The organism is uncultured Oscillibacter sp., from assembly GCF_910584465.1.
Taxonomy (GTDB): Bacteria; Bacillota; Clostridia; order Oscillospirales; family Oscillospiraceae; genus Oscillibacter.
Genome location: NZ_CAJUBK010000008.1, coordinates 36,590 through 63,230, shown reverse-complemented (window position 1 = coordinate 63,230; position 26,641 = coordinate 36,590). Strand labels below are relative to the sequence as shown.

Genomic DNA, 26,641 nt, shown 5'->3' with positions numbered 1-26,641 from the left:
GTGCGATGACCACCACCTACACCGCCTCTCAGGGCCTGCTGCTGATGATCCCCAATATGTACAAGATCGCCGGCGAGCTGCTGCCCTGCGTGTTCCATGTCTCCGCCCGCACCGTGTCCAGCCACGCGCTGAACATCTTCGGCGACCACTCCGACGTCATGGCCTGCCGCCAGACCGGCTTCGCCATGCTCTGCGAGGGCAACGTGCAGGAGGTCATGGATCTCTCTCCCGTGGCCCACCTGGCCGCCATCTCCGGCCGCGTCCCCTTCGTGAACTTCTTCGACGGCTTCCGCACCTCCCACGAGATCCAGAAGGTGGCCGTGTGGGATTACGACGACCTGAAAGAGATGTGCGACATGGACGCCGTGGACGCCTTCCGCAAGCACGCGCTGAACCCCGAGCGGCCCAACATGCGGGGCTCTCACGAGAACGGCGACATCTTCTTCCAGCACCGCGAGGCCTGCAACCCCTACTACGACGCCCTGCCCGACGTGGTGGAGAAGTATATGGCCAAGGTCAACGAGAAGCTAGGCACCGATTACCAGCTCTTCAACTACTACGGCGCCGCCGACGCGGACCGCGTCATCATCGCCATGGGCTCCATCTGCGACGTGGCCGAGGAAGTCATCGACTATATGAACGCCCACGGCGAGAAGGTCGGCCTCATCAAGGTCCGCCTGTACCGCCCCTGGCGCGCGGATAAGCTGCTGGCCGCCATCCCCGCCTCCTGCAAGAAGATCGCCGTCCTGGACCGCACCAAGGAGCCCGGCTCCCTGGGCGAGCCCCTGTACGTGGACGTGGTGGCCTCCCTCGCCAACGCCGGCAGGAGCGACGTCACCGTCATCGGCGGCCGGTACGGCCTGGGCAGCAAGGACACCCCGCCCGCCAGCGTCTTCGCCGTGTATGAGGAGCTGACGAAGGCCGAGCCCAAGCGCCAGTTCACCATCGGCATCGTGGACGACGTGACCCACCTCAGCCTCGAGGAGAAGCCCGCCCCCAACACCGCGGCGGAGGGCACCATCGAGTGCAAGTTCTGGGGCCTGGGCGGCGACGGCACCGTCGGCGCCAACAAGAACTCCATCAAGATCATCGGCGACCACACCGACAAGTATGTCCAGGCGTACTTCCAGTACGACTCCAAGAAGACCGGCGGCGTCACCGTCAGCCATCTGCGCTTCGGCGACAAGCCCATCCGCGCCCCCTACTATATCAATAAGGCCGACTTCGTGGCCTGCCACGTGCCCGCCTATATCGTCAAGGGCTTCCCCATGGTCCGGGACGTGAAGCCCGGCGGCACCTTCCTCATCAACTGCCAGTGGACCGCCGAGGAGCTGGATAAGCACATGCCCGCCGTGGCCAAGCGCTATATCGCGGAGAACAACATCCAGGTCTACACCATCAACGCCATCGACCTGGCCATCGAGATCGGCATGGGCAAGCGCACCAACACCATCCTCCAGTCCGCCTTCTTCAAGCTGGCCAAGGTCATGCCCGAGGCGGAGGCCATCCAGTATATGAAGGACGCCGCCACCCACTCCTACCTGAAGAAGGGCCAGGACGTGGTGGATATGAACCACAAGGCCATCGACGCCGGCGCCACGGCCTACCACAAGTTCGAGGTCCCCGCCTCCTGGGCCGACGCGCAGGACGCCCCCGACAACACGGTCCGCACCGGCCGTCCCGAGCTGGTGGAGCAGGTCAAGACGATCCTGGATCCCGTGGGCAAGATGAACGGCGACAGCCTGCCGGTCTCCGCCTTCGTCAAGCATGTGGACGGCCAGTTCGAGCTGGGCGCCGCCGCTTACGAGAAGCGCGGCGTGGCCGTGTCCGTCCCCACCTGGATGCCCGAGAACTGCATCCAGTGCAACCAGTGCGCCTATGTCTGCCCCCACGCCACCATCCGTCCCTACGCCATGACCGAGGAGGAGGCCGCGAAGCTCCCCGCCGCCGCCAAGGTCATCGACAAGACCGGCAAGGGCAAGGGCTATAAGTTCACCATCGCCGTCTCCCCGCTGGACTGCATGGGCTGCGGCGTGTGCGTGGGCGTCTGCCCGGGCCGGAAGGGCGAGAAGGCCCTGAAGATGGTCGCCCAGGAGCAGGAGGCCGCCCAGCAGGAGGTCTTCAACTACTGCGTGGCCGAGGTCTCCGAGAAGAAGGACCTCCAGGACAGCACCGTCCCCGGCAGCCAGTTCCGTCAGCCGATGCTGGAGTTCTCCGGCTCCTGCGCGGGCTGCGCCGAGACCAGCTATGCCCGTCTCGTCACCCAGCTCTTCGGCGACCGGATGTATATCTCCAACGCCACCGGCTGCTCCTCCATCTGGGGCGGACCGGCTGCCACCTCTCCCTACACCGTCAACAAGGAAGGCCACGGCCCCGCCTGGTCCAACTCCCTGTTCGAGGACAACGCCGAGCACGGTCTGGGCATGTACCTGGGCCAGAAGGCCATCCGCGAGAGCCTGAAGGCCAAGACCGAGGCCCTGATCGCGGTGCCCCACACCTACCAGGGCCTGAAGGACGCCGCCCAGAAGTGGCTGGACACCATGGAGGACGGCAAGGCCAACGCCGAGGCCACCAAGGAGTATGTGAAGCTGCTGGAAGAGAGCATCATGACCGTGGACGATATCGTGGCCTTCACGGCCAGCCCCGACGCGGCCAAGGTCTTCGGCGACCAGCTGCCCCAGTTCCAGGCCCACGCCAAGGAGCTGAAGGATTCCGGCGCGAAGTTCTGCGACTGCGATGCCTGCAAGCTGGTGGCGGAGATCCTGAAGGATAAGGAGTACCTCTCCAAGAAGTCCCTGTGGATCTTCGGCGGCGACGGCTGGGCTTACGACATCGGCTTCGGCGGCGTGGACCACGTCCTGGCTTCCGGCAACGATGTGAACATCTTCGTCTTCGATACCGAGGTCTATTCCAACACCGGCGGCCAGGCTTCCAAGGCCTCCAACATCGGCCAGGTGGCCCAGTTCGCCGCCGCCGGCAAGGAGATCAAGAAGAAGTCCCTCGCCGAGATCGCCATGAGCTACGGCTATATCTACGTGGCCCAGATCGCCATGGGCGCCAACCCCGCCCAGACCCTCAAGGCCATCCAGGAGGCCGAGGCGTATCCCGGCCCGTCCCTGATCATCGCTTACTCCCCCTGCGAGATGCACAGCATCAAGGGCGGCATGATGAACTGCCAGGCCGAGATGAAGAAGGCCGTGGAGTGCGGCTACTGGAACCTGTTCCGGTTCAACCCCGCCGCTGAGGGCGCGAAGTTCACCCTGGACTCCAAGGAGCCCAAGGGCGGCTATCAGGAGTTCCTGATGAACGAGGCCCGCTACAGCCGCCTGACCCGCGAGTTCCCCGACCGGGCCAGCGAGCTGTTCCAGCGCAACGAGAAGTCCGCCATGGACCGCTATCAGCACCTGCTGAAGCTGAAGGAGATGTACGCCGAGTAAGGCGCCGCGATCCTTCCGGCGAAGATAAGAGGACCCCGGGCCTATGGCCCGGGGTCCTCTTCAACATGCTCTCACTCGCATCAGCCGCCCGCTCCAGGGAGGAAGCGGCTCCCATATGCGGCCCTTCGCAGGACGGTCTTGCCCCCGTCCTCCGGAGGTCTCACTTCGCCGCGTCCAGATAGTCCACAGCGAACTGGGCGTACATCGCCGTGCCCCGCTTCAGGACCTCTTCATTGACGGTGTAGCAGTCGTTGTGGTTGCCGGCGGTGTAGCCCAGGGCCTCGTTCCGGCTGCCCAGGAAGCCGAAGACGGCGGGGACTTTGTCGGCGAAGAGGGCGAAGTCCTCACTGCCCATGGCCATGGGCAGCTCCTTGGTGGCCTCGGGGCCGTAGAGCTTCTCGGCGGCCTTCTGGGCCACTTCGTTCAGCAGCTCGTCGTCGTTGATGAGGGGGCTCAGATAGTAGTTGTACTCCAGGCTCGCCTTGACGCCCAGGGCGGCGGCGGTGTTCTCGACGATGCGGCGCAGGTGGCCCTCGACGGTCATACGGAAGGCGGCGTCGAAGGTCCGGACGGTGCCGTACATCACCGCGTGGTTGGCGATGATGTTGAACCGCTGGCCCGCGTGCATCTCGCCCACCGTGACGACCAGGGGGTTCAGCGGGCTGTTGTTCCGGGAGACGAAGGTCTGGAGGTTCAGCAGGATGGACGCCGCGCCGATCAGCGCGTCCGCGCCCAGCTCCGGCTGGGTGCCGTGGGCCGAGAGGCCCTCCACGGTGATGGTGAAGTTGTCGCAGCTGGCCATCCGGCGGCCGGGCTCCACGTTCAGATAGGGCTCCTCCAGCTTGCCCCAGATGTGCTGGCCGAAGATGGCGTCCACGCCGTCCATCAGCCCATGCTCCACGTAGTAGTCCGCCCCGTGGCAGGTCTCCTCGCCGGACTGGAAGATCAGCTTCACCTTGCCGTGGACCTCGTCCTTGTGCTCCATCAGCAGCTTGGCCGCGCCCAGCAGCATGGCGATGTGGCAGTCGTGGCCGCAGGCGTGCATCACGCCCGCGTTCTCGCTGGCGAAGGCCAGCCCGGTCTTCTCCTCCACGGGCAGGGCATCGATGTCGGCCCGGAGGGCCACGGTCCTGCCCTCGCCGCCGTCCAGCATGGCCCAGCAGCCGTTGTAGTCCGGATAGCGGTGGACGGTATAGCCCATTTTCTCCAGCTCCGCCTGGATCTTGTCGGTGGTCGCCGCCTCCTCCAGGGACAGCTCGGGGTGCTGGTGGAACCAGCGGCGCTGTTCGATGATATAGCCCTCAGCGGCTTCCGCGGCTTGTTTGAAATTCATAAAGGCTCCTCCCTCTCACTGTGCGTTGTGATCCATGGCGGTCTGGACGTAGAGCTTCGCGCCGCCGACCAGCGCGTCCTCGTCCACGCAGAAATGCCCGGAGTGGTTCACCCACACCGCGCCGCACGCCTCGCTGCGGATGCCCAGGAACGCCACCGCGCCGGGGACCTTCTCCATGAAATAGGCGAAGTCCTCGCCGCCGTTGGTCTTGTCGTAGGCGGCCAGGGCGTCGGGGCCGATGACCTTCTTCGCGGCCTCCGCCGCCAGGGCGGAGATCTCCGGCGTGTTGACCACAGGGGGCACGATATAGCGCCACTCCAGCTTGGCCTCCACCCGGTACGCCTCGGCCACGGACTTCACGATCCGGCGCAGGCCGTCCTCCAGCTGCCGGCGGACGGCGGGGTCGAAGCAGCGGGCGGTGCCTTCGATGTGGCTGTACTCCGGCACCACGTTCCAGCGGGTGCCCACGTCGATCACGCCCACCGTCATGACGGCGGGCTGGTTGGGATCCACCTCCCGGCTGACGATGGTCTGGATCGCCTCCACCATCGCGGCGGTGGCGGGGGCGGCGTCGATGCCCTGATGAGGGGCCGCGCCGTGGCTGCCCTTGCCGGCGATGTCGATGAGGAACCAGTCGGCGGCGGCCATCTTGGGGCCCGCCTCGATGGCGACCTTTCCGGACTCCACGTCGGCCCAGACGTGCATGGCGAAGCATCCGTCCACGCCGTCCAGCGCGCCCTGCTCGATCATGGACCGGGCCCCGGTGGCCACCTCCTCGGCGGGCTGGAAGGCCAGCCTCACCGTGCCGCAGAGCTCGTCCTTCCGCTCGTTGAGCATCTTGGCGGCGGCCAGCATCATCGCCATGTGGCAGTCATGGCCGCAGGCGTGCATCACGCCGGGGACCTCGCTGGCGTACTCCAGCCCGGTCTCCTCCTGCACGGTCAGCCCGTCCATGTCCCCCCGGAGCAGGATGGTCCTGCCGGGCTTCGCGCCCTTGACCGTCGCCAGGGTGCCGGTCTCCAGACCGCAGGGGCGCCACTCCACGCCCATCTTGTCCAGCTCGGCCCGGATGCGCTTGCAGCTCTCGAACTCCTTCTCGCTGACCTCAGGATGCTGGTGGAACCAGCGGCGCTGTTCGATGAGATAGCTCTTGATGGCCTCGTCGGCCTGCTTGATACCCATATAGACTCCTCCTTATCGCGCGTTATGCTCCATAGCCACCTGGACGCACAGCTCCACCCCGTGGATCAGGGCGGACTCGTCCACACGGAACTTGGAATTGTGCTGGGGCCATACCGCCCCGCAGGCCTCGCAGCCCACGCCCAGGAACGCCAGCGCACCGGGGGCCTTCTCCATGTAGCAGGACATGTCCTCCGCCCCGTTGGTCTTGTCGTACAGCGCCAGGGCGTCGGGCCCGATGACCTCCTTCGCCGCCTCCGCCGCCAGCGCGGACATGTCCGGATGGTTGACGACCGGCGCGACGATGGGGATCCACTCCAGCTCGATCTCGGCCCGATAGGTCTCGCCCACGGACTTCACCATCCGCCGCACGGCCTCCTCCAGCTGCTTGCGCACGCCGGCGTCGAAGGTGCGGGTGGTGCCCTGGAGGAACCCGGTGTCCGGCACCACGTTCCAGCTGGTGCCCGCGCTGATCTGGCCCACGGTCACGACGGCGGTCTGGTTGGGGTCCACCTCCCGGCTGACGATGACCTGGAGCGCGTTGACCAGCTGGCTGCACACCACCACGGGATCGATGCCCTGATGAGGCTGGGCGCCGTGGCAGCTCTTGCCGGTGACATAGATCTTGAACATGTCGGCGGAGGCCATCCGGGGCCCGGCCTCGACGGAGACCTTGCCGGAGGGCACATCGGCCCACACGTGGACGCCGAAGCATCCGTCCACCCCGTCCATGGCGCCCCCGGCGACCATGGACTTGCCGCCGGTGCCGATCTCCTCGGAGGGCTGGAAGGCCAGCTTCACGGTGCCGCAGAGCTCCCCCTCCAAGTCCTTGAGGACCTGGGCGGAAGTCAGCAGCATCGCCATGTGGCAGTCATGGCCGCAGGCGTGCATCAATCCCGCGTTCTCGCTGGCGTAGGGGAGGCCCGTCTCCTCCTGGACCTTCAGCGCGTCCATGTCCGCGCGGAGGAGGATGGTCTTGCCCGGCTTCGCGCCCCGGATCGTCGCCAGGGTGCCGGTCTCCAGGCCGCAGGCGCGCCACTCCACGCCCATCTTGTCCAGCTCGGCCCGGATGTGTTTGCAGCTCTCGAACTCCTCCTCGCTGTACTCGGGATGCCGGTGGAACCAGCGGCGCTGTTCGATGAGGTAATCCTGATACTTCGCGGCGGTCTCTTTCGCTCCCATGGCCTTCTCTCCTTTTTAAAAAGCTCCCCAGAGCCCGCGGGGCGGGCCCTGGGGGCACCGATCATGTTGTGGTCCGTTTCACAAAGTGCAGGCTCCCCGGGGCGTCTCGCGAGATCCGCCGAGGGCTTCCGTCTCCTGGAGCCTCCCATGATATCCGCGCGGGATATCGTCAAACCTGCGGCAAAAAGCCCCCAGGACTCTCCCGTCTCCCCGGGAAGGGGATCACAGCATCTCCGCGAAGATGCCGGCGATGATGACGGAGGTGATGGTCACGGTGGTGAAGCCGCCGACGATCATCGGGGCGAACATGCGGCCCATCAGGTAATCCTTCTCCTCATCGTTCTGCGCCAGGGCGGTGCAGGTGGACTCGGTGATGATGGCGTTGGGCGGGAAGCCGTACAGCGCCGTCAGGGCCGTGGCGAAGGACAGCAGGAAGGGCATCTTCAAGATCTTAGAGACGATGAAGCAGCAAACGCCCATGCCGAACACGCCGACGACGATCAGGATGATCATGGGGAGGATGACGCCGGCCAGCATGGCGGGGGTGGCGGTCTTCAGGCCGTCGAACACGTACATCATCAGGGCGAACATGACGATGCCGTAAGAGTGGGCCTTGTTCAGGGAGTCCTCCTCCAGGAAGCCGATGGTGGTGGCGATGACGGCCAGGATCAGGGCCCAGACCGCACCGCTGATCTTCATGTTGATCCAGGGGATGACGACGTTGCCCAGCTGGGTCGCCAGCCAGCCCACGGCCATCAGCCGCAGGAAGATCACCGCGTTGGAGTTCCACTTGCCGGGCAGGGGGGGGATCAGCTTCCTCTTGGGAGCGGCCTCGGTCTCCAGCTTGCCGTTGACGGCGTCCACCTTGTTGGAGGACGCGACGGCCTTGCCGCCGCCCGCGCGGTACTCCTGGAGCATCTTCTTGCCCTCCAGCTGGAGGCAGACGGCGGTGAGGGGATAGCCGGCGAAGCCCTGGACGCAGTACATGGCGATGGCGAACAGGGCGGCGGCCTCCAGGCCCAGCTTCTGGGCGGCCTCCTGCATGGTGACCGCGGCGATGATGCCGCCGGTCAGCGGGGGCAGGCCGGAGATGACGTATGCCTTATCCATCACCAGGGGGCAGATGATCAGGCACAGCGCGCACATGCCGGCCAGGCCCGCCAGGCACACCACGATGGTCTTCCACTGGTCGATCAGCTGCTTGATGCTGATGACGGTGCCCATGTGGGTCAGGCAGAGATAGATGCCGACGGTGCTGCCGAAGGGGATCAGCTGGGAATCGCTGACCAGGGTCTCGGGGAAAACGGTCCAGTAGCCGATCAGCATGACCACGGCGGTGACGAACACCGAGGGGATCCATGCCTTGGTGGCGGTGGAGACGATCTCACCGATCACGTAGGCGACGGCGCAGGCGAAAAACGCTAACGCAAAGTTGTACATTTTCTTCCTCCTCTTTGATCCAAGTTGAGATGTATTTATCCACAACGCGGAGCCGGGCCCCTCCCGGGGGCTTCTGCCGCATAGAGGCCCCGGGGGACCGCCGTCCCCGCGTCGGAATACGTTGTCAAGGTTCAGCGGCTGAGGTATCTCAGCGCCACGCTGACCAGGGTGCGGATGGCGTAGGGCATGGCCTCCTCCTTCAGGATGCACTTGGGGCTGTGGAGGGGATAGAGCCGCTCACCGCCGTACCCGGCGCAGACCATGAACTCGGCCGCGGGCACGCCGCCCACCACGTTGTACACGGCGAAATCCTCGCTGAAGCTCATGGGCCGCTCCAGCTCGATGATGGAATCCGGCCCCAGCTCCTCGGCCACGGCCTCCCGGGCCAGGTCCACCAGGGCGGCGTCGTTGACCAGGGGGGGATAGCCGTCCCGGTAATCGTCTTCCACCTTGCAGCCGGAGATGGCCTCGATGCCCCGCCCGATGTCCATCATCTGTTCCCGGATCTTGTGCCGGACCTCCTCGCTGTAGGCCCGGTTCACGCCGGTGAAGCAGACCTTCTCCGGGATGACGTTGGGGGCCGCGCCGCCGTGGATGCCCCCCACGGTGACGATGCCGGTCTCCAGGGGATCCACCCGCCGGGCCACGATCTGCTGCATCATGGTGATCATCTGGCACGCGGCCAGCAGGGGATCGTCGGTGACATGGGGCGTGGATCCGTGGCCGCCCCGGCCGGTGATGGTCACGTCGAAAATGTCCACGGAGGTGCACATGCCGCCGGACTTCATGCAGACCTTGCCCACCTCTTTTTCATCGGGCAGCATATGGATGGCGTAGATCGCGTCCACATGGGGATCTTCCAGGGCGCCCGCCGCCACGATCTCCTTCGCGCCGCCGGGCTGCACGTCCTCGGCGTGCTGGAAGATCAGCTTCACGGAGCCCTTGAACTCGTCCCGCATGCCGCACAGCACCTTCGCCACGCCCAGCAGGCAGGCGGTGTGCATGTCGTGCCCGCAGGCGTGCATGACGTTGGGGGTCTCGCTGGCGAAGGGGAGGCCGGTCTCCTCGGGCATCGGCAGCGCGTCCATGTCCGCCCGGAGGGCCACGCACCTGCCCTCGCCCGCCCGGCCGCGGATCAGGGCGACCACGGCCGTGGCCGCGGGGGTCCGGATCTCGTCCACGCCGTACTCCTTCAGCTTCTCCCGGACCAGGGCGGAGGTCCGCTCCTCCTTCCATCCGGTCTCCGGATGACGGTGGATATCCCTGCGGATCTCGACGATCTCCGCCATGCAGGCCGCAACGGCCGCTTGGATCTTGCTCATAAGCTCCCTCTCCTCCCGTAGGGCCCTCAGCGGCGGCGCCGCCCCGGGCGTTTCGAGACCGCTCTTCGATCTCCGCTTCAAAGTTGGTAAAAATTGGTATATCTAACGAATAGATCCCTCGAGTTTTGAGATTTATGTTTGTTATTATACCATAGATCCGCCCAGATACAAGCCCGAATTTTCAAAAACTGTCATTTTGCACATCTTGGTGTCACCGGCGCCCCCCTTTCCCCCGGCCCGGAGGTTGCTTTTCCCGCCCAAATCGTGTACACTGACTGGGACAGGCCCGGCCTGTCGAAAGGAGGATCCGCTATGCTCCCGACTGCCCTTTCCGCTCTGCTGGCCCTGGCGCTGCTGGCGCTGGACCAGTGGGTCAAGCGTTATATCTCCGCTACCCTCCCCCTGGGGGAGGCCCGCCCCCTCCTGCCGGGGCTCGTGGAACTGCGGACCGTCCACAACTACGGCGCGGCCTGGTCCAGCTTCTCCGGGATGCGCTGGCTGCTGGTCGCGGCCACCAGCCTCATCGTGCTGGCCATCCTGGCGGCGCTGGTCCGGCGGGTGGTCCGGCACCCCCTGGGGGTGCTGGCGGGCTGTCTGATCGTCTCCGGCGGGCTGGGGAACATCCTGGACCGGGTCCGCCTGGGCTATGTGGTGGATATGTTCAACTTCCAGTTCATGGACTACCCGGTCTTCAACGTCGCGGACATGTGCATCGTCTGCGGCTGTGTGCTGGGGCTGATCTATTACCAGTGGTTCTACGAAAAGTACGACAAGGAGGGGTCCTCCCATGGAAACGCTGACGCTCCGTCCCACGGCGGCTGACGCCGGGATCCGGGTGGACGCCTGGCTGGCCGGGCAGATCGGGGGGCTCACCCGCTCCGCCGTCCAGCGCCTGCTGGAGGAGGGCCGGGTGACGCTGGACGGGCGTCCCCCGGCGAAGAACTGCCGGCTCACCGGGGCGGAGGTCCTGACGGTCTCCCTGCCGGACCCGGAGCCCATCGACGCCCGGCCCCAAAACATCCCCCTGGACATCGTCTACGAGGACGCCGACGTCATCGTGGTGAACAAGCCCAAGGGCCTGGTGGTCCACCCCGCCCCCGGCCACCCGGACGGGACGCTGGTCAACGCCCTGCTCTACCACTGCGGCGGCTCCCTCTCCGGCGTGGGCGGGGCCCTGCGCCCCGGCATCGTCCACCGCATCGACCGGGACACCTCCGGCCTGATCGCCGCGGCTAAGAACGACTTCGCCCACCAGGCCCTGGCCGCCCAGCTCCAGGATCACACCCTGGCCCGGACCTATGAATGCATCGTCGTCGGGGCCCCCCGGGAGGACGCGGGGACCGTGGACGCGCCCATCGGGCGCCACCCGGCGGACCGCAAGAAGATGGCGGTCACCGCCAAAGGACGCCCCGCCGTCACCCATTGGGAGGTGCTGGAGCGCTTCCCGGGCGCCGCCCGCCTCCGCTGCCGCCTGGAGACCGGGCGGACCCATCAGATCCGGGTCCACATGGCCTATTTGGGCCACCCCATCCTGGGCGACACGGTCTACGGCGCGAAGAAGCCCGTCCCCGGGCTCCAGGGCCAGTGCCTCCACGCCGTGGGCCTGCGGTTCCTCCATCCCCGGACCGGGGAGGCCGTGGAGCTGGAGTGCCCCCTGCCGGAGGAGTTCCGGGCCCAGCTGGAGAAGCTGGCGAGGCGGGCCTGAGCCCGCTCCCCGGCCCGCGGGGCCCTGCCGTCCACGTTTTTAGAAAATCCGAGAAAATTTTGAAATACGTCTTGACAAAATGGGATCCCTTTCGTATAATGACTCTTGCCGTTTAACGTGAGCGACGACCCGGGAGCATAGCTCAGCTGGTTAGAGCATCTGCCTTACAAGCAGGGGGTCACTGGTTCGAGTCCAGTTGTTCCCACCAGCTCCTTCGGGTTCCCTCCCCCCAGTCCTTCCACGTTTTTGGAAACGGCCCGGTAGTTCAGTTGGTTAGAACGCTAGCCTGTCACGCTAGAGGTCGACGGTTCGAGCCCGTTCCGGGTCGCCACTTTCCTGCCCCTCGGGGCATCTGCCCAGATAGCTCAGTTGGTAGAGCAGTGGACTGAAAATCCACGTGTCGCTGGTTCGATTCCGGCTCTGGGCACCATCCGCGGGCATAGCTCATCTGGTAGAGCGCCACCTTGCCAAGGTGGAGGTAGCGAGTTCGAGCCTCGTTGCCCGCTCCAGCTCAGGAATTCCCCTTACCGCTCCGTTTCCGCTGCTTTGCGGCGAAAACTGCGCCGGACGGGGAATTCCTTCGCTTTCCTCCCGCGAACGCTGCGTTGGTCCGCGGGAGGAGAGGGACGCCCCTGCGGGGGAGACGAGGGAGCGCGCCGCCGCCTTCGCCCGCTCCTCGGAGGGGGATGTCCCGGAGGATGGTTTGGTGGGGGAGCTTTTCAAAAAACTTTGAAAAATTTTTTGAAAAAGTATGGACTTTTTCCGGGAGTTCGCATATAATAGGAATGTGGATACGGTGACATAGCCAAGTGGTAAGGCAAGGGTCTGCAAAACCCTGATTCCCCGGTTCAAATCCGGGTGTCACCTCCAGATAGGGAGACGGGCTTCACCCGTCTCCCTTTTTGTCCGCCGCGTCGTTTTTTGAGGAGGTGCGTATGATGTCCGGGGCCGGACCTGTCCGATACGTTTATGACGGCGGCGCCGGGATGGAGGCCATCGTCTGCCGGGATTCCCGGATCGCTTATCCCCTCCATACCCACGCTTCCGTCTTCACCGCCGGGCTGGTGCTGGCCGGTCCCGTCGTGCTCGTCTGCGGCGGGGCCTCCCGCGTCTGCGCGAGCGGCGAATGCTTCCAGATCCCGCCGCACCTGCCGCACAGCTTCCGCGGGGACGGTCCCTACTCCCTGCTGAGCCTGTGCGTCCCCGCGGACATGCTCCGCCTGGAGGCGGCGCAGGACGGCCTCCGGCGCTTGCTGGAGGCCGTCCCGGAGCCGGAGGCCCTGGCGGGCCTGCTGGCCTCCCTCCGCCGTCTGCCGCCTCCCGCGGCCCTCCCGCCGTCCGTCGCCGCGGCGGAGCGGCAGATCGCGCGCTCCCCGGAGCGGGGGATGCAGGTCAGAGAGATGGCCCAGGCCGCGTACATGAGCCAATACCATTTCATCCGGAGCTTCCGGCGTTCCCTCGGTCTGACGCCCCATCAGCTCCAGATCCAGCACCGCGTCCGCAAGGCCCAGCGCCTTTTGGACGGCCCCTGCGGCATCGCGGAAGCGGCCCTGGCCGCCGGCTTCTGCGACCAGAGCCACCTCACCCGGCACTTCAAGCGGCTGCTGGGGCTCACCCCCGCCGTTTACCGGGCCTCCCGCACGGTGCTGCCGCCGCTCAGATGAGCGCCGGGAAGAACTTGGCGAACAGGTACAGGCCCTCTCCGCCTGCCCGCACCTCGTGGGGCGCACCTTTGGGCATGACCGCGACGGCGCCCGGCTCATAGGGCAGCTCCGCCCCCTCGCAGACGCACACGCCTTTGCCGGCGATCACCTCGTGGGTCTCCGTCTGGGCCTCATGGATATGCTCCCCGATCGCTCTATCCGGCGCGATGCGCACCAGGTGGAAGCTGGCCTCCCCCGCCGTCTGCTCCGACGTGACGATGGCTTTCAGCTCCACGCCCTCGAAGGCGGGGTGTTTGGACCACGGGATATCCGCGAAGGGGATCTCCCCTCCGGCCAGGACCAGCCGGCCTCCCCTATCGAACCGCTCGAACGTGTTTTCCTTTTCCATCCCTCATGCTCCCGATCGTGTATTTGCAGGCGCCTGCATGAGGATATCCTACACCCTCCCGCGGGGGGCTGTATGGTACGAAATTGCGCTCTTCCTCCGGGGCCGTACCACCCCGCTCCCCGCCGAACAGGAGCTGCCCGCCGGGCAGCTCCTGTCCCGTCCTGCGCGCGCCTGTCCCGTGCCGCCCTGCCGGGGGGCTATCGCCGCGGTCCGTGCGGTCCCCGTCCGCCGCGGTCCAGGCTCACTTCACCCGGCGGGCCGGGACCCCCACATAGGTGCCGGGGACCTCGATGTCCTTCACGACCACGGCCCCCGCGCCGATCATGCAGTCCCGGCATATGCGGATCCCATTCTTCACCGCCGCCCCCACGCCGATCCAGGTCCGCCTCCCGACCTTCACGGCTCCGGCCAGCTCGGCTCCCACCGATACATGTACGAGATCCTCGATCTGATCGTCATGCTCGACGGTCGCATTGGAATTGATGATGCAGTGTCTCCCGATCTGCGCGCAGGGATTGATCACGGCATTCGCCATGACGACGCTCCCCTCCCCTATCGAGGTATGGATCGCGGATATCGACGCGGAGGGATGTATGGCAGTGTACCATCCCACGCCCTCCATAGAGCCGGCGATCCGTTCGCGCGCGCCCGGATCCCCGACCGCTATGACGAAACAGCAGTCCAGGAACTTGCCATACTCCGTGTCCCGTCCCAAAACAGGCCATCCCATGAAGTCGTTTATCCTGTCGTCTCCCGTGATGAAGCCGACCAGGTGGTCCCGCGCGCTCAGGACGATGTCCGCAACGACCTTTGCATGTCCTCCTGTGCCAACGATGATGACATCCTTCATCAAGAAGGTCCCTGCAGGAAACCCCGTATCCCGCGAGACCGCACCGCCTTTCCCTCATATTCGTCCTCCTGCTGTGTCCAGTATAGCACGCAGTTTCGTCATTGGCAATATTTTTATTATATGATAGGCAATAATATGTAGCGCCGCCTCCCTCTAAACTATCACTAACGGCAATAAAAAGGAGTAGCGCTATGGCAAAAGAACGCTCTTTGTTGGCAATGGAGATGGGCGCCCGGATCGCAGAGCGGCGGAAACAGCTCGGATGGACGCAGGAGCAGGCGGCGGAAGCCTCCGGCCTTTCCTGGCAATTTTTTGCCTGCGTCGAACGCGGGATCAAAAATATACGCGCGGAAAGCCTCCTGAACCTCTCCCGCGCGATGAACGTGAGCGCCGACTACATCCTGACCGGGAAGGAATCGAAAGTAGACTACGGTCACCTGCTCAAATATTTGGAGCCGCTCAGCGAGATGCAGCTGAACTGCCTGGAGGAGATCTTGAAGAACTACCTCCTGGCCTGCGGCCACCGGCCGCCCGAACGGTGAGACGGCAAAAAGATGGTACTGCCTGGGAAGATCCCAAGCAGTACCATCTTTCACTTTCAGGCCCATCGCTGGGGGCGTTGCGTTCGCGATGCGGCTCCCCTCAGACCTCTGCCGGAGCCTCGTCCGAACCTCCGAACGCCTTCACGGCCCTAGCGTCTGCTGCCTGCCGCTCCTCGATGGCCTCCTTGAGGATCATGTCCTTCACCTTTATGGGGCCACGCTATTAGGTAGTGCTAACATATCACATTTGGTCCCATCTGTCAACGCTTTTCAGCCCTCATTCTCCCAAGTAGTCCCAGCTTTTCACCCCTAATCCCAAGCTGGAAGAGGTAAAATTCCGGTAGCCCAAACAGGCTCTTTCCCCTCTGGCCCCTAGCTTTTCCCCATACTTAAAGCCCCGCTGTCCAACTCCAGAAGCGGCAAAAATCCGGTAAACCCCTCACGCCGCCTTTTGATAGTCAATCACGGAGATCTCCTGCATGAGCCTTTTAGCCGCTGATACCAGCCTTTCCAACCGCTCGGCAACTTCATCCGTGTAAAACTTTTCCCCACATTGCTCACATTCCTCACAAGGAACGTTTTTAATGACGATAATACAATTTTTATAGTTCACCACATGCGTTGTAACAGAATCTTTCACCGTGTCGCATTTGCAGAACATACACATAAGTCAACGCTCCTTTCTGGTTTTCAAGTCGGCCTCAAACTTTTCTATGCTGGGATAATAGGCCGTAATGACATAGGCGGTAACTCCATCCACTCCTATCACGGTATGAAGAACCTTGCCCTTTGTAGTATACCCGAAAATCAAACAGCTGGGAAAGGGGTAATCATTGGGGTAGTCCTCTATAATCTCCCCTTGAAGAACGCAGGAGAGTACGTCAGCCCTTGAAATATCACGCTCCTGCATCCGTTCCAAGCAGTGAGTAGACCACTTGACAGAACGCTTTTGAAACAGCGATTGAACTTTTTGAATGTCCATCTCTACCCCCTCCAGCCTATTATTATCATATCGCATACGGGTCAAAAATTCAAGCGCAATATTTAACCCGGTAGCCTCTTCCCAAGGCTACCGGGCTTCTTTCCTCACGCCAGCAGTTTGTCAATACCCGCTAGCTTGTCAATCTCCTTCTCTTTCGTATCCTCCAACAAGTGGACGTAAATATTATAGGTTGTCTTGACATTGGCGTGTCCCAACTGCTCACTGATCGCCTTAATATCAACCCCCGCCTCAAAACATCTTGTTGCGTAGGTGTGTCGTAGTGTGTGCATTGTCGCTCCTGCAATACCGCACTTGGCAAAAATCCTATAAAGCGAGTTCTGCAAGTTCCGATTATGTACCATGTTCCCCCGTGTATTCGGAAACACAAGGCCGCTCTCGCTCCATTCCTCCCCTGACTGCTCTACCCGCTTCATCATCTCCGCTTTATGCTCCTTCAGAACCCCAACTAAACCAGAGGTAATAATCACTTTTCGTTTGCTGGACTTCGTTTTACAGAAGTCCTGAACCACCTGCGGAGCTGAATGACTGGCGTAGTCATGACAGACGATCGCTTTTTTATTTACCCGGATTGTCCGCTTCTCCAAGTCTATATCCTCCCATGTCAAAGGGATACCCTCCCCCATCCGCAAGCCGGAATATAGATACATAAGGAGCATGGGCCGATAATATTCCCCCTCTAACTGCTCAATAAACCTTTGCTGTTCCTCTTTTGACAGCACCCGCATATCCTCTGTATCATTCTTGGGGAATGTCACCCCTTTACAGGGATTCCGAACCATCATGCCAAGCTCAACCGCCTTTTCAAGAGAACCATGTATGATATTATAATTTTTCACAAAGGTTGAACAACTGCCGCCTATTCTGTCAAGGCAACGCTGGATATGATAGGTGCTCAACTCCCGCAGTACAATATCCCCAATGTAGGGCTTGATATGGATTCTAAAATTATTGCGATAGCTCGTCAGCGTAGCCGGAGCCAGCTTCGGGGCCTTATGCTTTTCAATCCAGTTTTCCATCCAATCACCCATCTTGACCGCCGCCCTGCTCTGACTGACCCCCATTCCCTTCTCCGCTTGAAGCTGGCGCAGAATCTCCGCCGCTTCTGCCTGTGTAGCCGCATAGCGATAAATGTACTCTCGCTTGCCATTGTCCTTATACAGCCCGCTAGGAAAAGTTACCAACCATTTAGAATCCTTGCGCTTTCTGATACTGCCCTCTCCGTTTGCCCGCTTTGCCATACTCAATCGCTCCTTTCTAAAAGAGTGGGGCGGATTGTAACGCCAATCCGCCCCGGTGTCAATAGATGCCCTCACTTATTCTCTGTAAAGTATTCCAGCTTATAAATGCAGTACATCCACTCTGTGGAAGAATCTCCTTTACCCCAGTTGAAGCGTACATTTGTCTGGTAGCCCTTGCATGATTCAGTCAAATACAGGAATCCATATTCCTTTAGCTTTGGCAAAAGTGTGCCACGTTTCATTCCCAGTTCCTTTTCAACTATGGTGACTTCCTCATAATTCAGCGTGTAGTATGCCTTATGGATATTGGGCGACGCAAATGCCTGATCTTTAATCGTCTGTATGACCTGATGATAAAATTGCTCTGGTTCCAGTTCCTTTGGAGCAGTTTCATAAACAGGCAAACTTCCTCGAACCTTTAGCAATACATTCAGTACTTCGACAATATCAAGAGCTTCGTCAAGACCGTTGTATTTTCCCAGGTATTCCTCTGTCATCTTAAAGATAAACTTTGAAATTCTGTTTCTTAAGGATGCTTCAGGTACATCTTTAGCAATAAAGTTATACTTTTCGGCAAGCAACATACTTGATTGCTCTGCCCTCATTTTGGGTGAAAAACTCCCATCCGAATACTGTTCACAAAACTCGATATAGCGCACTTTATCAGAATCCACATAAATCCTTGCATAAACCTTGTTATCAAGGACATCTAGGATATTTGCCATGCCGACTGTCGGTTCAAATACCCCTAGCTTACGGACTTCTTCAAGTTCATCGGCCTCACCGGCCTCCGCACGTTCATCCTCTGGAACTTCAAGAGCCAGGTTGTCTAGAACCTTAGTTACACTTGGAACAGCTTCCGTGTCAGGCGCTATGACCGCACGTTCATTCTCTGGGATTTGATTCACCAGGTCAGTGGCTGGCAGTATCATTCCTGGTACACTTTTAGCCTGTGCCATAGCTTCATTAAGGGTAATGGCCTTTCCTTCGGCGCTCTGGACCGCATTGTTATTGTCTTCTCGATTCATGTTGATATTCTCCTTTAATTAATGTAGTTTGTTCATTCATTATGCAATCTCCATCTTCTGGTCGCTCGCAGTGCTTAACCATGACAAGAATTTGTCACGGCTAACCCTGTACTGCTTTCCTACCTTGAAGCTAGGAAAATCTCGACTGTGGACCACCTCATAGGCCTTGTTGCGTGAAATACACATCACTCTCGCAACGTCCATAGGTGTCAACACGAAAGGCAGACCGTTAGTGCGCTCCATAATAGCACCTCCCTTCTATTTAATTTTGTAGGTTCACGTCGGTGTGGGATTGGGTCTTGCTGTTCCCTCTTGACAATTTTAATGTAACATACATTTTTCCAAAAACAAGAAACATTACTTTATATAATGCTTATGCGAATTTTTGAATTTATAATGTAACTCTTTTATTTTAATTATGTAACTCTATGTTCAATATTTGTATTCTTGTTTTTATAAAAAATCCGTGCCTATTGGCACGGATTAGAGTTAGTTGTCTTTCTGTTTTTCTTTCCGATATACAATAATGCCATTGACCATGGTACGCTTGTTATTAAGTAATTTAAGAGTATCTTCCAGCAACTCAATACTGCAATCATCTGCTAAACTAAATGTTAAAGTCCTTAATGCCTGTTGGACACCTTTAAGCCGTAAATCCGATTCTTGCAACGGAGCTGGCTTGTCCTTCTCTAAAAAGTAGCATAAACGGAAAAAGTGATGAGTATTCCTATCGTACCTTGCGGCCTTCTTCATGTCTTTGTGTATTTTCTCTTGAAGAGCTCTTCCTTCTTTATCATCTACCTCTTTCCCCTCTATCTTTTCGTATCCTCTCCAAGCAAACAGTTTTTTCCATTCAATTGCTGATACCGCTTCTTCCATGCTGTCCTGAGTATGCCATGTAAATATATCTTCTCCTTGAAATATCTTTTTGCTAATACCTGTTAGCTGTTCCCATTTATCCAATTCACTGGCACTACACCGTATATGGCCTGTCTCAATGGCCCTTGAATATCGTTGCCGACTTATCCCAAAGCACTCATATATTCTGTTTGCGGCATTTCTCCCCCGAATAACTTGCCACATATGGCGCATAACATAGAAATTGATTTTCTTGTTAAGTCTACATTCCCTTTTGCGCTGTTCCTCTTTCTTCTTCTCCTCTTGCTCCTGTTTCTCTCTCTCCGTTTTCTCTTTCTCCTTTTCCTCTTTCTCCTGTTTCTTTTGCTCTGCCTTTTCTTCACGGGCTTTCTTTTCTTCTTCTGTAAGTACTGATTTTCCCCATTCCCTCGCCATCTCCAAACCCTCCATCGACCTATAAAATTAAACCTAGTATAATAGATTTTCGGCAAGATGGCAACAAAATGCTTTCGCAACATTTGCAACATTCGCAACAAACAGCCAGCTTGATAAAAAATCAAACTGGCTGTTGCTGTTGGAACTTTTAGAACTTCACTCGCTCCGAAGCTCCTCCAATAACTCCCGGAGAATCATCAACAATTCCCGGAACAATCCGATAAACTCATATGCCAAATATAGCAGAACCCCAAGCCCCAAACAGCTGAACCCCAGTACAAAGTCAATAGAAAGGGCGGTCATTTAGACCGCCCCCTCTCTGGCCCCCTTGGGGTCCTCTGTGGCCTCCTCCACGCTTACCCCCTCATGGATTACCACCCGGCCCTTCTCGTCCACTCTGGCCCCGCCCACACTAATCAGGGACAGCAATGCTTTCAGCCTGTCAGCGTCCACGACCTCCAGCTTGAACCGATTGCTCACCAGCTCATAGCGATCGCCAGCCTTGCCGCCTTTGAGAACCCGAACGACAGCGAAATACTTGCTCACGCCGCTGTCCTCGTCCTCCTTGATGGGGGTATACGTAGCCAGCCCGGTCTTGCTCAACAGGCCAGTCGTGAAAGTCTCATCCATCACAACTTCCCCGGCCTCGTTCACCACCACGCCATTAATCCGCTCCCCGCTGGCAATCTTGCCTTTGATTTGCTTGTCACTGTACCAAGTGAAGTCCCGGCTCTGGTTCAGATAAACCGCCCAGCCCTCACGCCGCTTCCCCAGCTTCTCCTCGAAGATAACAGTAGCCTTGCACATTTTTAAGTCCTCCTAAATTTTGATTTTTGAAAGTCCTTAACCCTTTCAACACAATCATACTAACGCCGGGTCACATGACAAACAAGACGTGAAAGTGCAAGGAAGTGACCTATAAAAACTAGGGGTGTTGCTGGGTCTGCACATTCAGGATAAACGATTCAAGTCACATCAATGACAAATTGCTATCCCCGTACTGTTTTCATTATTGTCATTCTATTTCTGAAAATTATCTTTTCTAAAAATTCAACTAGCTTCATTTCTGCTGAAATTCTGTTTTTCTACTTCCCCACCCATTCCATTATTTTTTTCTGGAAACCCCTCTTATCCCTCCATCCATCCCCAAATTTCCTTGAAATAATCTGTAATCAGAACCCCCAAAAATACTTGGGTGTTTATCCATAAAATCCCCAAATGATTTGGGTCGTTTGTCAAATAAACTATAAATTCAACTGCTTCAAATCTCTCAACCAGCTTAAAAAGAGTATAAAAAGAAATGCTTGTGACTTTTCTGCTCAATGTATAAAAAATGAGCCAGGTCAACACCTGGCTCAAAGATTCCATTAGGCATTCTTTTTTCTTCCCTTTTTAGGTGGGTTTAAATTCCATATGTCGGCAAGTGATTTTGCCTGTTTGCTGACAAAATCTTTAACTTTTTCCCTGCTACAAATCGGGATAATGTTTCTTTGCAACGGCGTTACACACTGACCGTTAAACCCGTGCCGTATTTGAAAATAGCAAGCGTATACTCTACCAGGGTTGCCGTATTCTTCCCGCACCCAAGCCTCTATACCATGTATTTTTACCATGTTGCCTTGTCCCTCCCTTCAAAATTAAACTACCCCCTTTTGTATTGCAAGTTTATTAACTAGCATACCTGCTTTTTATCATTGAATTATAAAAACAGAGCCAGCACATCAAATAAATTGATATGCTGGCCCTGTCCTTTTTATTAAGTTTTATTTTCCCATAGCCCTATGTAGGAATGTAACGATCTGGCCTCGGGTACAAGTAGCGTTAGGGCTAAATGTTGTATTACTCGTCCCCGCTGTAATTCCCTTTTCAACTGCCCATGCTACCGCCTGCGCATATGCGGCACTGGAGGGAACATCTGTGAAGCCCGATGAAGTGATTGAAGGAACAGAATTAGAACCCATAACCATGATATACTGATTCTCATTTTTATCTTTAAGTAGTTTCAACGCAATAGGGAAATAAGAATCAGCAAATTCACTAAAGGCATTTTCAACTGACCCAGAAGAAATAACCGTACCCATCTGACTATCCGGCTCCAATAATTCCCTGCTATTTTCAACAATGTATTCATAGGCAGAAACAGAAGCGGCACCCTTCAAAGTTAATTTACTTCCCGGACTAACCGTAACTATTGTAGCAGGTCCAACCATGTTTATTGTATCATATCCAACTTCAGCTTCGGTAAGTATTTTTGTAGTAACCGTTGCTTTTTCCAAAGTTGCGGCACTGAAATCAATACTGCATGACTTCCCATCAAACGTCACGCCTGAAATCGTTTGAGGCCCATAACCACCAGCAACATTCATACTGGGACTTCCCGCCAGCTTCCACAAGTATGTAACTACCATGCTCCGGGTACAAGGTGCATTCCCATTAAACTTATTACCTATTACAAGTCCCTTATTCGCCGCCCAGATTGCCGCCTTGTAAAAATAATCACTGCTGGAAATATCACTGAACGGGTTGCGGCCCGTAGGCTCTGGCGAACCGTTTGCACGCCAGAGGAATGTTAAAATCTGCGCCACGGTGCATGTGCTATCGGGTGAAAATGTCGTTGCACTTGTACCACTCGTTATCTTTTTATCTACCGCCCATTTTACTGAGTCCGCATAGTAAGCACCAGATTTAACGTCGGTAAACCCAGAAGTTGAAGGTTTTGCAGCAGTTTCATACTCAATAATATAGCTCTCATTATTGGTGTGTATTAAGACAGAGTGTGATCTAAGCTCGCCCTTGAACTCATCGCCATTTGATGAAAGGAAAGCCATGTAAAAATCGTCTCCGATAAAATCTGCCGTAGACGGATAATATGTGTATTTATTACGCCCATCTTTAGTCAAAGAATATTGAACATTCTCAACTTCTTCATCAGAAATCGAAATATTGATATTACTTCCAGACTTTAACGTTACCAATGTAACATTTATATTACTGTATGGTTCGATATACTCTTTTGTAGGGACAATCCAGTGCTTCCGATACTGCACGGTAGTTTTCTCAACCTTCGCTAAATCAAAAGAAATCTCAAAATATCCTTCCGGGTCAACAATTGAATACCTTCCATAAGTACCAGCGGCAGGGGCAGGATTTGATTTTGCCTTATCCGTCAAAGCTGTCTGTACCTGTTTTACAGCTTCAGCGGCCTTATCATCATGAAGCCATAAACCATTTCCACCCCCAAAATAGAAGCTGTCCTTTGTCCAAGTACTGTTAAATTCTTTCCACTTCGTGTCTACGGCTGTTTCATCATCAGTTCTAATTTTCTCGGTTCTGCCATCCGCATAATGTATGTTAATTATAAGCAAATCCTCTCCGCCAGACCATTCATAGCCTCTCTCATACCATTCAAAGCTATCACATATGACAATCTGGCCTGACTTACGAGCAAGAAAAATATTTGCTTCTGTCAACGTTCCGCCAGCACTAACTTCCTCATCTACGGTCTGTACTGCTTTCCCGTTTCGTATAGTCCAAACGTTAATATTAGCTAAACCATCTGTATAGCGAACAGTGATTAACTCGGGTATACCGTTTGCGTCCATGTCCTCTAATGCCGCATATTCCACACCAGAGCCGCCAGAACTAGAGACTATTCCATGTTTACTAATTTCAGCGGTCAAGACGTCATAATATAGTTTTTTCGTTGTTGTGTCCAGTCCTGATGTGTCTGCCGCTATTGCTGGGGTAACTAACCCTAAACATAATGCCAGGGCTAACGCCAGTGAAAGTATTCGTTTTTTCATCTTCCTGTCTCCTTTTGGGCCTCTCGGCCTTCCCATTCTTAACAGGTTCCGCATGAACCGCCCTGACTGGCTGTCAGGGACAGCCCATGCTTTCCCTGCCAAGAACAACAAAAGCAATGCGACGGATTTGTGTAAACCCATCACATTGCCTGATTTTTCATCAAAGCAAACACAGCTATTTTTCCTGCCCTATTGCTAAATCTGATTCGGACAGGTATAATAATGCTGGGTGCAGAGTAACTCTGCTGTGCTGGATGCCGATTCATCCGTACAGCCTGGGGGCGAGTTCGCACCTCGCCCCCAGGTGCCTGCAATCGTTATTCTTGTATCTTCTATTCTACCGCTTCCAAGTATATCCGTCAATAGTTAGTAGAAAGAAGTTCATCAAAAGAACTTCAGAAACTTTCCATATATCCCCTTTCCTTTGGCTGGGTGGTAGTGGGTACACTTTCAGCCCTTATATCAGGCATCCCAATTTAATGGAATCCGCAGATTATAGAATGGGTCAAGTGCGAACAAATTTCCTTTGTACTCGGCCCATTCAATATATGTGTCCCTTCTAATACCTTGTATCGGCAAAACCCCCTCTGTAATGAAATTTTTACAATGTTTTACTTTTCAATAATTCTCCATGTACCCCCGAAGAAATTGCTATCTGCTTCGCTTTTTATCATATATTGTATTATTTTCCCTTGATAATGTATTACTTTTTTCTAGTTTTAAATGATTATATCCCCTTCTGCCAATATCCTTTCAAAACTCCCAGCAGATCGTTAAAGCCAATGCTTACCACTACATAAAATTTTTTCAACTTACCAAAACCACAATTTTTCACACCTACTGCATACCTCAAAAAATCTCCTCTGCTGTCCCTTTTTTTGCGAAAGCAGAGGGGGACTTTTTTGCCCTTTTTAATTATTCAGCGCAGAACCGCAATTTAATTAAATTGCTGGCGGTGTACTGTACCCCTCTCCCCTCCCCTACTGCTTCAAATATCTATTATTTGATTATCTTCCTCATACTCCCTTGCTTTCCGATACCACGTTGACCGGGAAAGTCCCAACTGCTTCGCCGCCGCTGTCGCTGACAGCTTCCCGCCTTTCACTTCCAGATAGGCACTCTCGAAAATGTCAACTGCTTTCTTGGGTCTGCCCTTCATCCTCCCCTCTGCCTTGGCGATGGCGATTCCCTCGGCCTGACGGTCAAGGATTGTGTCTCTCTCAAACTCCACCAATCCCGCAAAGATAGTCAATATCAACTTTCCTGCTGGCCCATTGGTGTCAATGGATTCTTTCTTGCTGACAAACTGCACTTTCTTTTCTTTCAGAGCATCCACAAGGTCAAGTAAGTCTCTTGTGTTCCTTGCAAATCGTGAAAAGCTCTCTACGATTACCGTATCTCCTTCACGAACAAAATCCATCATCCTTTGCAGTTCCGGGCGTTCCGTGCTTTTCCCGCTCATTTTGTCAGTATAAACTTTTTCAACATCTAACTGTCTCATAAGTTCATCCTGTCTAGCGGTGTTTTGCTCCTTTGTGCTGATACGCACATATCCTACTTTCATTTGCTTTTGCTCCTTTTCAACTAGATTTATAAATGAAACTGAACACCAAAACGTCTCGAAAGTGTTGCGCCCGAAAAGGTATACCATTCAGAGCGTCCCAAACTTCCCCTCCCCTCCCCCTCTGGAAGTGTCCCGAAAGCTCCATTTCTGTTTTTGGGGCGCCTTTTCGGTGCGTTCCATTTATATTGAAATCTTCATTTCAGAGCAATAAAGCACGTCCTAAAAAAAGTTGAAACATTTGAAACAGACGCACAAAAAAGAGGTACTGCCTAGGACTTCTCCCAGGCAGTACCTCTTTTTATTTAACATCAAGTACCAAGTCACCGCAATATGTACGGTGTTGGTCGTGGTCGGCAGGTGTTACCGCCTCCAACATTTCAGGCCGATTGTCAAATTTACTTCCCCGATGATGGGCGTATTGGCCCTTTTGTAATCCAGGGCACAACTCACGGTGCAAATATATCGTTTTGCCGTTCCTGCAAGTCGTGACGTATTGATTTGTTCCGCTCCAATACTCCCCCTTAATCCTTTGATAGTCCTTCATGCTTAACACAGTGAAAAATGTTTCTCCCTTTTCAACGTACTGCATGAGTACGATACCCGGGAAATTTTCACTTGTGTATGCCGGATTCCTCCCGGCGTTGGGAATTTCCGTCATGTACTTCAAAAGCGCCAATGTAATTATCAGTCTCGTAAATCTTAGTTCCATCTTCATTGTTAATGCCTCCCAAATTCATAGTGTGATCTAAATTTAAGGCAAAATCTTAAATTTAAATCTAATTTCCCTTCTTAACACAGCTTATTGGTAGGCACTAACACTGACACCCCATCCGTATCCAGATTTTCAACCCTGCCGACAAAAAAAGAGGTACTGCCCAGGACTTCTCCCAGGCAGTACCATCTTTCACTTTTTAGGCCTATCGTAGAAGCGGTACTCTTACGGTACGGCTCCCCTTTAAACCTCTGTCGGAGCTTCGCCTGAATCCCCGAAAGCCCTTACGGCCCTAGCGTCTGCCGCCTGCCGTTCCTCAATGGCTTCCTTCAAAATCATATCCTTCACCTTCATCAAGCGGATGGTGGTCGCGCGGTCGTTCTCATCCAGCTTCATGTTGATATACCGGATCGCCTCCTGGGTATCGGGGATCATGACATACTCCAGGGCGTTGACGCGCCGCCGGGTCTTCTCGATCTCCTCCGCCATCAGCTGGGCGGACTTCTCGATCTCCGCCAGCTTCAGCATCTTGCGGAACACCTTCCCCAGGGCGTCCACCGCCGTGTCCAGCTCGCCGGACGTGGCCGCGAAGCCGTAGGGATAGATGTCGGAATCCGACCGGGTCTGGGTCTGGAAGTCGTACACCGGCACGTTGACGGACATGATGTTCTGGAAGGTCATGGTCAGCTCCACGCTCTGCTTGGGGTAGACCAGGGCCTGCTCCAGGGCCTCGGAGCTCATCAGCGCGGAGGCCACGGTGAAGGAGGCGTGGACCGTCATCAGCTCCTCCTCCACCTCCGCCCGGAGGGCCCGGACCTCCCGGACCGTCTCCAGGAACTGCTTCATCAGCTCATCCCGCTTGTCTTTCAGCAGCTTGTGGCCCCGCTGAGCGGTGCGCAGCTTGCCCTTGAGGCGGGTGAGCTCCATCCGGGTGGGGCTTACCGTGATATTCGCCATG

At 56.7% G+C, this 26,641-nt stretch carries 25 protein-coding genes and 5 tRNA genes; 10 read left to right on the top strand and 20 right to left on the bottom strand.

All coding sequences use genetic code 11. The features are described 5' to 3' along the window. Positions 1-3,437, top strand: a 3,437-nt coding sequence (nifJ, locus tag QZ332_RS04005) for a pyruvate:ferredoxin (flavodoxin) oxidoreductase (RefSeq protein WP_295762570.1), incomplete at its 5' end; no start/stop codon positions are given. Between the two features lie 160 nt (positions 3,438-3,597). On the opposite strand, the gene QZ332_RS04000 is transcribed toward nifJ, so the two are convergent. The 5 genes from QZ332_RS04000 to QZ332_RS03980 all read right to left on the bottom strand — a co-directional run bounded on the left by QZ332_RS04000 (position 3,598) and on the right by QZ332_RS03980 (position 9,893). Continuing rightward, entirely contained in the window at positions 3,598-4,770 is a 1,173-nt protein-coding gene (locus tag QZ332_RS04000) for an amidohydrolase (RefSeq protein ID WP_295762567.1), read from the bottom strand. A gap of 15 nt (positions 4,771-4,785) precedes the next feature. Then, a complete protein-coding gene (locus tag QZ332_RS03995) occupies positions 4,786-5,952 on the bottom strand; it encodes an amidohydrolase (protein WP_295762564.1) in 1,167 nt (388 codons plus the stop codon). A gap of 12 nt (positions 5,953-5,964) precedes the next feature. Next, entirely contained in the window at positions 5,965-7,131 is a 1,167-nt protein-coding gene (locus QZ332_RS03990; RefSeq protein WP_295762561.1) for an amidohydrolase, read from the bottom strand. 222 nt (positions 7,132-7,353) lie between these two features. Then, positions 7,354-8,571, bottom strand: coding sequence for a hypothetical protein (locus QZ332_RS03985; RefSeq protein ID WP_295762556.1), 1,218 nt, complete (start codon positions 8,569-8,571; stop codon positions 7,354-7,356). A 131-nt stretch (positions 8,572-8,702) separates the two neighbouring features. After that, on the bottom strand, positions 8,703-9,893 hold the full coding sequence (locus QZ332_RS03980; protein ID WP_295762553.1) for a M20 family metallopeptidase: 1,191 nt from the start codon (positions 9,891-9,893) through the stop codon (positions 8,703-8,705). A gap of 312 nt (positions 9,894-10,205) precedes the next feature. On the opposite strand from QZ332_RS03980, the gene lspA reads away from it, so the two are divergent. The 8 genes from lspA (at position 10,206) to QZ332_RS03940 (ending at position 13,262) form a co-directional block, all read left to right on the top strand. After that, complete coding sequence (lspA, locus tag QZ332_RS03975; RefSeq protein ID WP_295762550.1) at positions 10,206-10,715, top strand: signal peptidase II; 510 nt, start codon at positions 10,206-10,208, stop codon at positions 10,713-10,715. Continuing rightward, positions 10,681-11,598, top strand: coding sequence for an RluA family pseudouridine synthase (locus tag QZ332_RS03970; protein ID WP_295762548.1), 918 nt, complete (start codon positions 10,681-10,683; stop codon positions 11,596-11,598). Before lspA ends, QZ332_RS03970 begins: the two co-directional genes overlap by 35 nt. Positions 11,599-11,729: 131 nt before the next feature. Further along, positions 11,730-11,806 (top strand) — tRNA-Val (locus QZ332_RS03965). 46 nt (positions 11,807-11,852) lie between these two features. After that, positions 11,853-11,929, top strand: a tRNA-Asp gene (locus QZ332_RS03960). A 23-nt stretch (positions 11,930-11,952) separates the two neighbouring features. After that, positions 11,953-12,028: transfer RNA gene (locus QZ332_RS03955), tRNA-Phe, on the top strand. 3 nt (positions 12,029-12,031) lie between these two features. Next, positions 12,032-12,107, top strand: a tRNA-Gly gene (locus QZ332_RS03950). 286 nt (positions 12,108-12,393) lie between these two features. Further along, a tRNA-Cys gene (locus QZ332_RS03945) sits at positions 12,394-12,468 on the top strand. A gap of 65 nt (positions 12,469-12,533) precedes the next feature. After that, positions 12,534-13,262: an AraC family transcriptional regulator gene (locus QZ332_RS03940; protein ID WP_295762547.1), complete on the top strand. Its 729-nt coding sequence runs from the start codon at positions 12,534-12,536 to the stop codon at positions 13,260-13,262. Here QZ332_RS03940 and QZ332_RS03935 read toward each other — a convergent pair. Both QZ332_RS03935 and QZ332_RS03930 read right to left on the bottom strand, forming a co-directional pair. Then, positions 13,255-13,650 (bottom strand): cupin domain-containing protein, encoded by a 396-nt coding sequence (locus QZ332_RS03935; RefSeq protein ID WP_295762545.1) that lies wholly within the window; start codon positions 13,648-13,650, stop codon positions 13,255-13,257. The two genes, QZ332_RS03940 and QZ332_RS03935, sit on opposite strands and share 8 nt — an antisense overlap. Before the next feature lie 241 nt (positions 13,651-13,891). Then, a complete protein-coding gene (locus QZ332_RS03930; protein ID WP_295762543.1) occupies positions 13,892-14,500 on the bottom strand; it encodes an acetyltransferase in 609 nt (202 codons plus the stop codon). Positions 14,501-14,691: 191 nt separating this feature from the next. Between QZ332_RS03930 and QZ332_RS03925 the strand changes: the two genes are divergently transcribed. After that, on the top strand, positions 14,692-15,042 hold the full coding sequence (locus tag QZ332_RS03925) for a helix-turn-helix domain-containing protein (protein ID WP_295762541.1): 351 nt from the start codon (positions 14,692-14,694) through the stop codon (positions 15,040-15,042). A 439-nt stretch (positions 15,043-15,481) separates the two neighbouring features. Here QZ332_RS03925 and QZ332_RS03920 read toward each other — a convergent pair whose 3' ends face one another. From QZ332_RS03920 to QZ332_RS03860, 13 genes are all read right to left on the bottom strand, one after another. Then, entirely contained in the window at positions 15,482-15,703 is a 222-nt protein-coding gene (locus tag QZ332_RS03920; protein ID WP_367116647.1) for a type II toxin-antitoxin system MqsA family antitoxin, read from the bottom strand. Positions 15,704-15,712: 9 nt separating this feature from the next. Then, positions 15,713-16,024: a DUF4258 domain-containing protein gene (locus QZ332_RS03915; RefSeq protein ID WP_295762537.1), complete on the bottom strand. Its 312-nt coding sequence runs from the start codon at positions 16,022-16,024 to the stop codon at positions 15,713-15,715. Between the two features lie 104 nt (positions 16,025-16,128). After that, complete coding sequence (xerC, locus tag QZ332_RS03910; RefSeq protein WP_295762536.1) at positions 16,129-17,283, bottom strand: tyrosine recombinase XerC; 1,155 nt, start codon at positions 17,281-17,283, stop codon at positions 16,129-16,131. A gap of 71 nt (positions 17,284-17,354) precedes the next feature. After that, positions 17,355-18,311, bottom strand: a complete 957-nt coding sequence (locus tag QZ332_RS03905; RefSeq protein ID WP_295762533.1) for a hypothetical protein — start codon at positions 18,309-18,311, stop codon at positions 17,355-17,357. A 39-nt stretch (positions 18,312-18,350) separates the two neighbouring features. Further along, positions 18,351-18,515, bottom strand: coding sequence for a helix-turn-helix domain-containing protein (locus tag QZ332_RS03900; RefSeq protein WP_295762573.1), 165 nt, complete (start codon positions 18,513-18,515; stop codon positions 18,351-18,353). Between the two features lie 285 nt (positions 18,516-18,800). Then, positions 18,801-19,604 carry a hypothetical protein gene (locus tag QZ332_RS03895; RefSeq protein WP_295762531.1) on the bottom strand — a complete coding sequence of 268 codons (804 nt, stop codon included), beginning with the start codon at positions 19,602-19,604 and terminating at the stop codon, positions 18,801-18,803. A gap of 303 nt (positions 19,605-19,907) precedes the next feature. Then, a complete protein-coding gene (locus QZ332_RS03890) occupies positions 19,908-20,411 on the bottom strand; it encodes a hypothetical protein (protein WP_295762529.1) in 504 nt (167 codons plus the stop codon). 321 nt (positions 20,412-20,732) lie between these two features. Next, entirely contained in the window at positions 20,733-20,963 is a 231-nt protein-coding gene (locus tag QZ332_RS03885) for a hypothetical protein (protein ID WP_295762527.1), read from the bottom strand. A gap of 8 nt (positions 20,964-20,971) precedes the next feature. Further along, positions 20,972-21,217: a hypothetical protein gene (locus QZ332_RS03880; RefSeq protein ID WP_295762525.1), complete on the bottom strand. Its 246-nt coding sequence runs from the start codon at positions 21,215-21,217 to the stop codon at positions 20,972-20,974. A gap of 150 nt (positions 21,218-21,367) precedes the next feature. Then, positions 21,368-23,407: an S-layer homology domain-containing protein gene (locus tag QZ332_RS03875; RefSeq protein WP_295762523.1), complete on the bottom strand. Its 2,040-nt coding sequence runs from the start codon at positions 23,405-23,407 to the stop codon at positions 21,368-21,370. Between the two features lie 988 nt (positions 23,408-24,395). Next, a complete protein-coding gene (locus QZ332_RS03870; protein WP_295762521.1) occupies positions 24,396-24,971 on the bottom strand; it encodes a recombinase family protein in 576 nt (191 codons plus the stop codon). 298 nt (positions 24,972-25,269) lie between these two features. Beyond that, positions 25,270-25,686 carry a hypothetical protein gene (locus QZ332_RS03865; RefSeq protein WP_295762519.1) on the bottom strand — a complete coding sequence of 139 codons (417 nt, stop codon included), beginning with the start codon at positions 25,684-25,686 and terminating at the stop codon, positions 25,270-25,272. Between the two features lie 240 nt (positions 25,687-25,926). Continuing rightward, positions 25,927-26,640, bottom strand: a complete 714-nt coding sequence (locus QZ332_RS03860; RefSeq protein ID WP_295762517.1) for a V-type ATP synthase subunit D — start codon at positions 26,638-26,640, stop codon at positions 25,927-25,929. Between the last annotated feature and the right edge of the window lies 1 nt (position 26,641).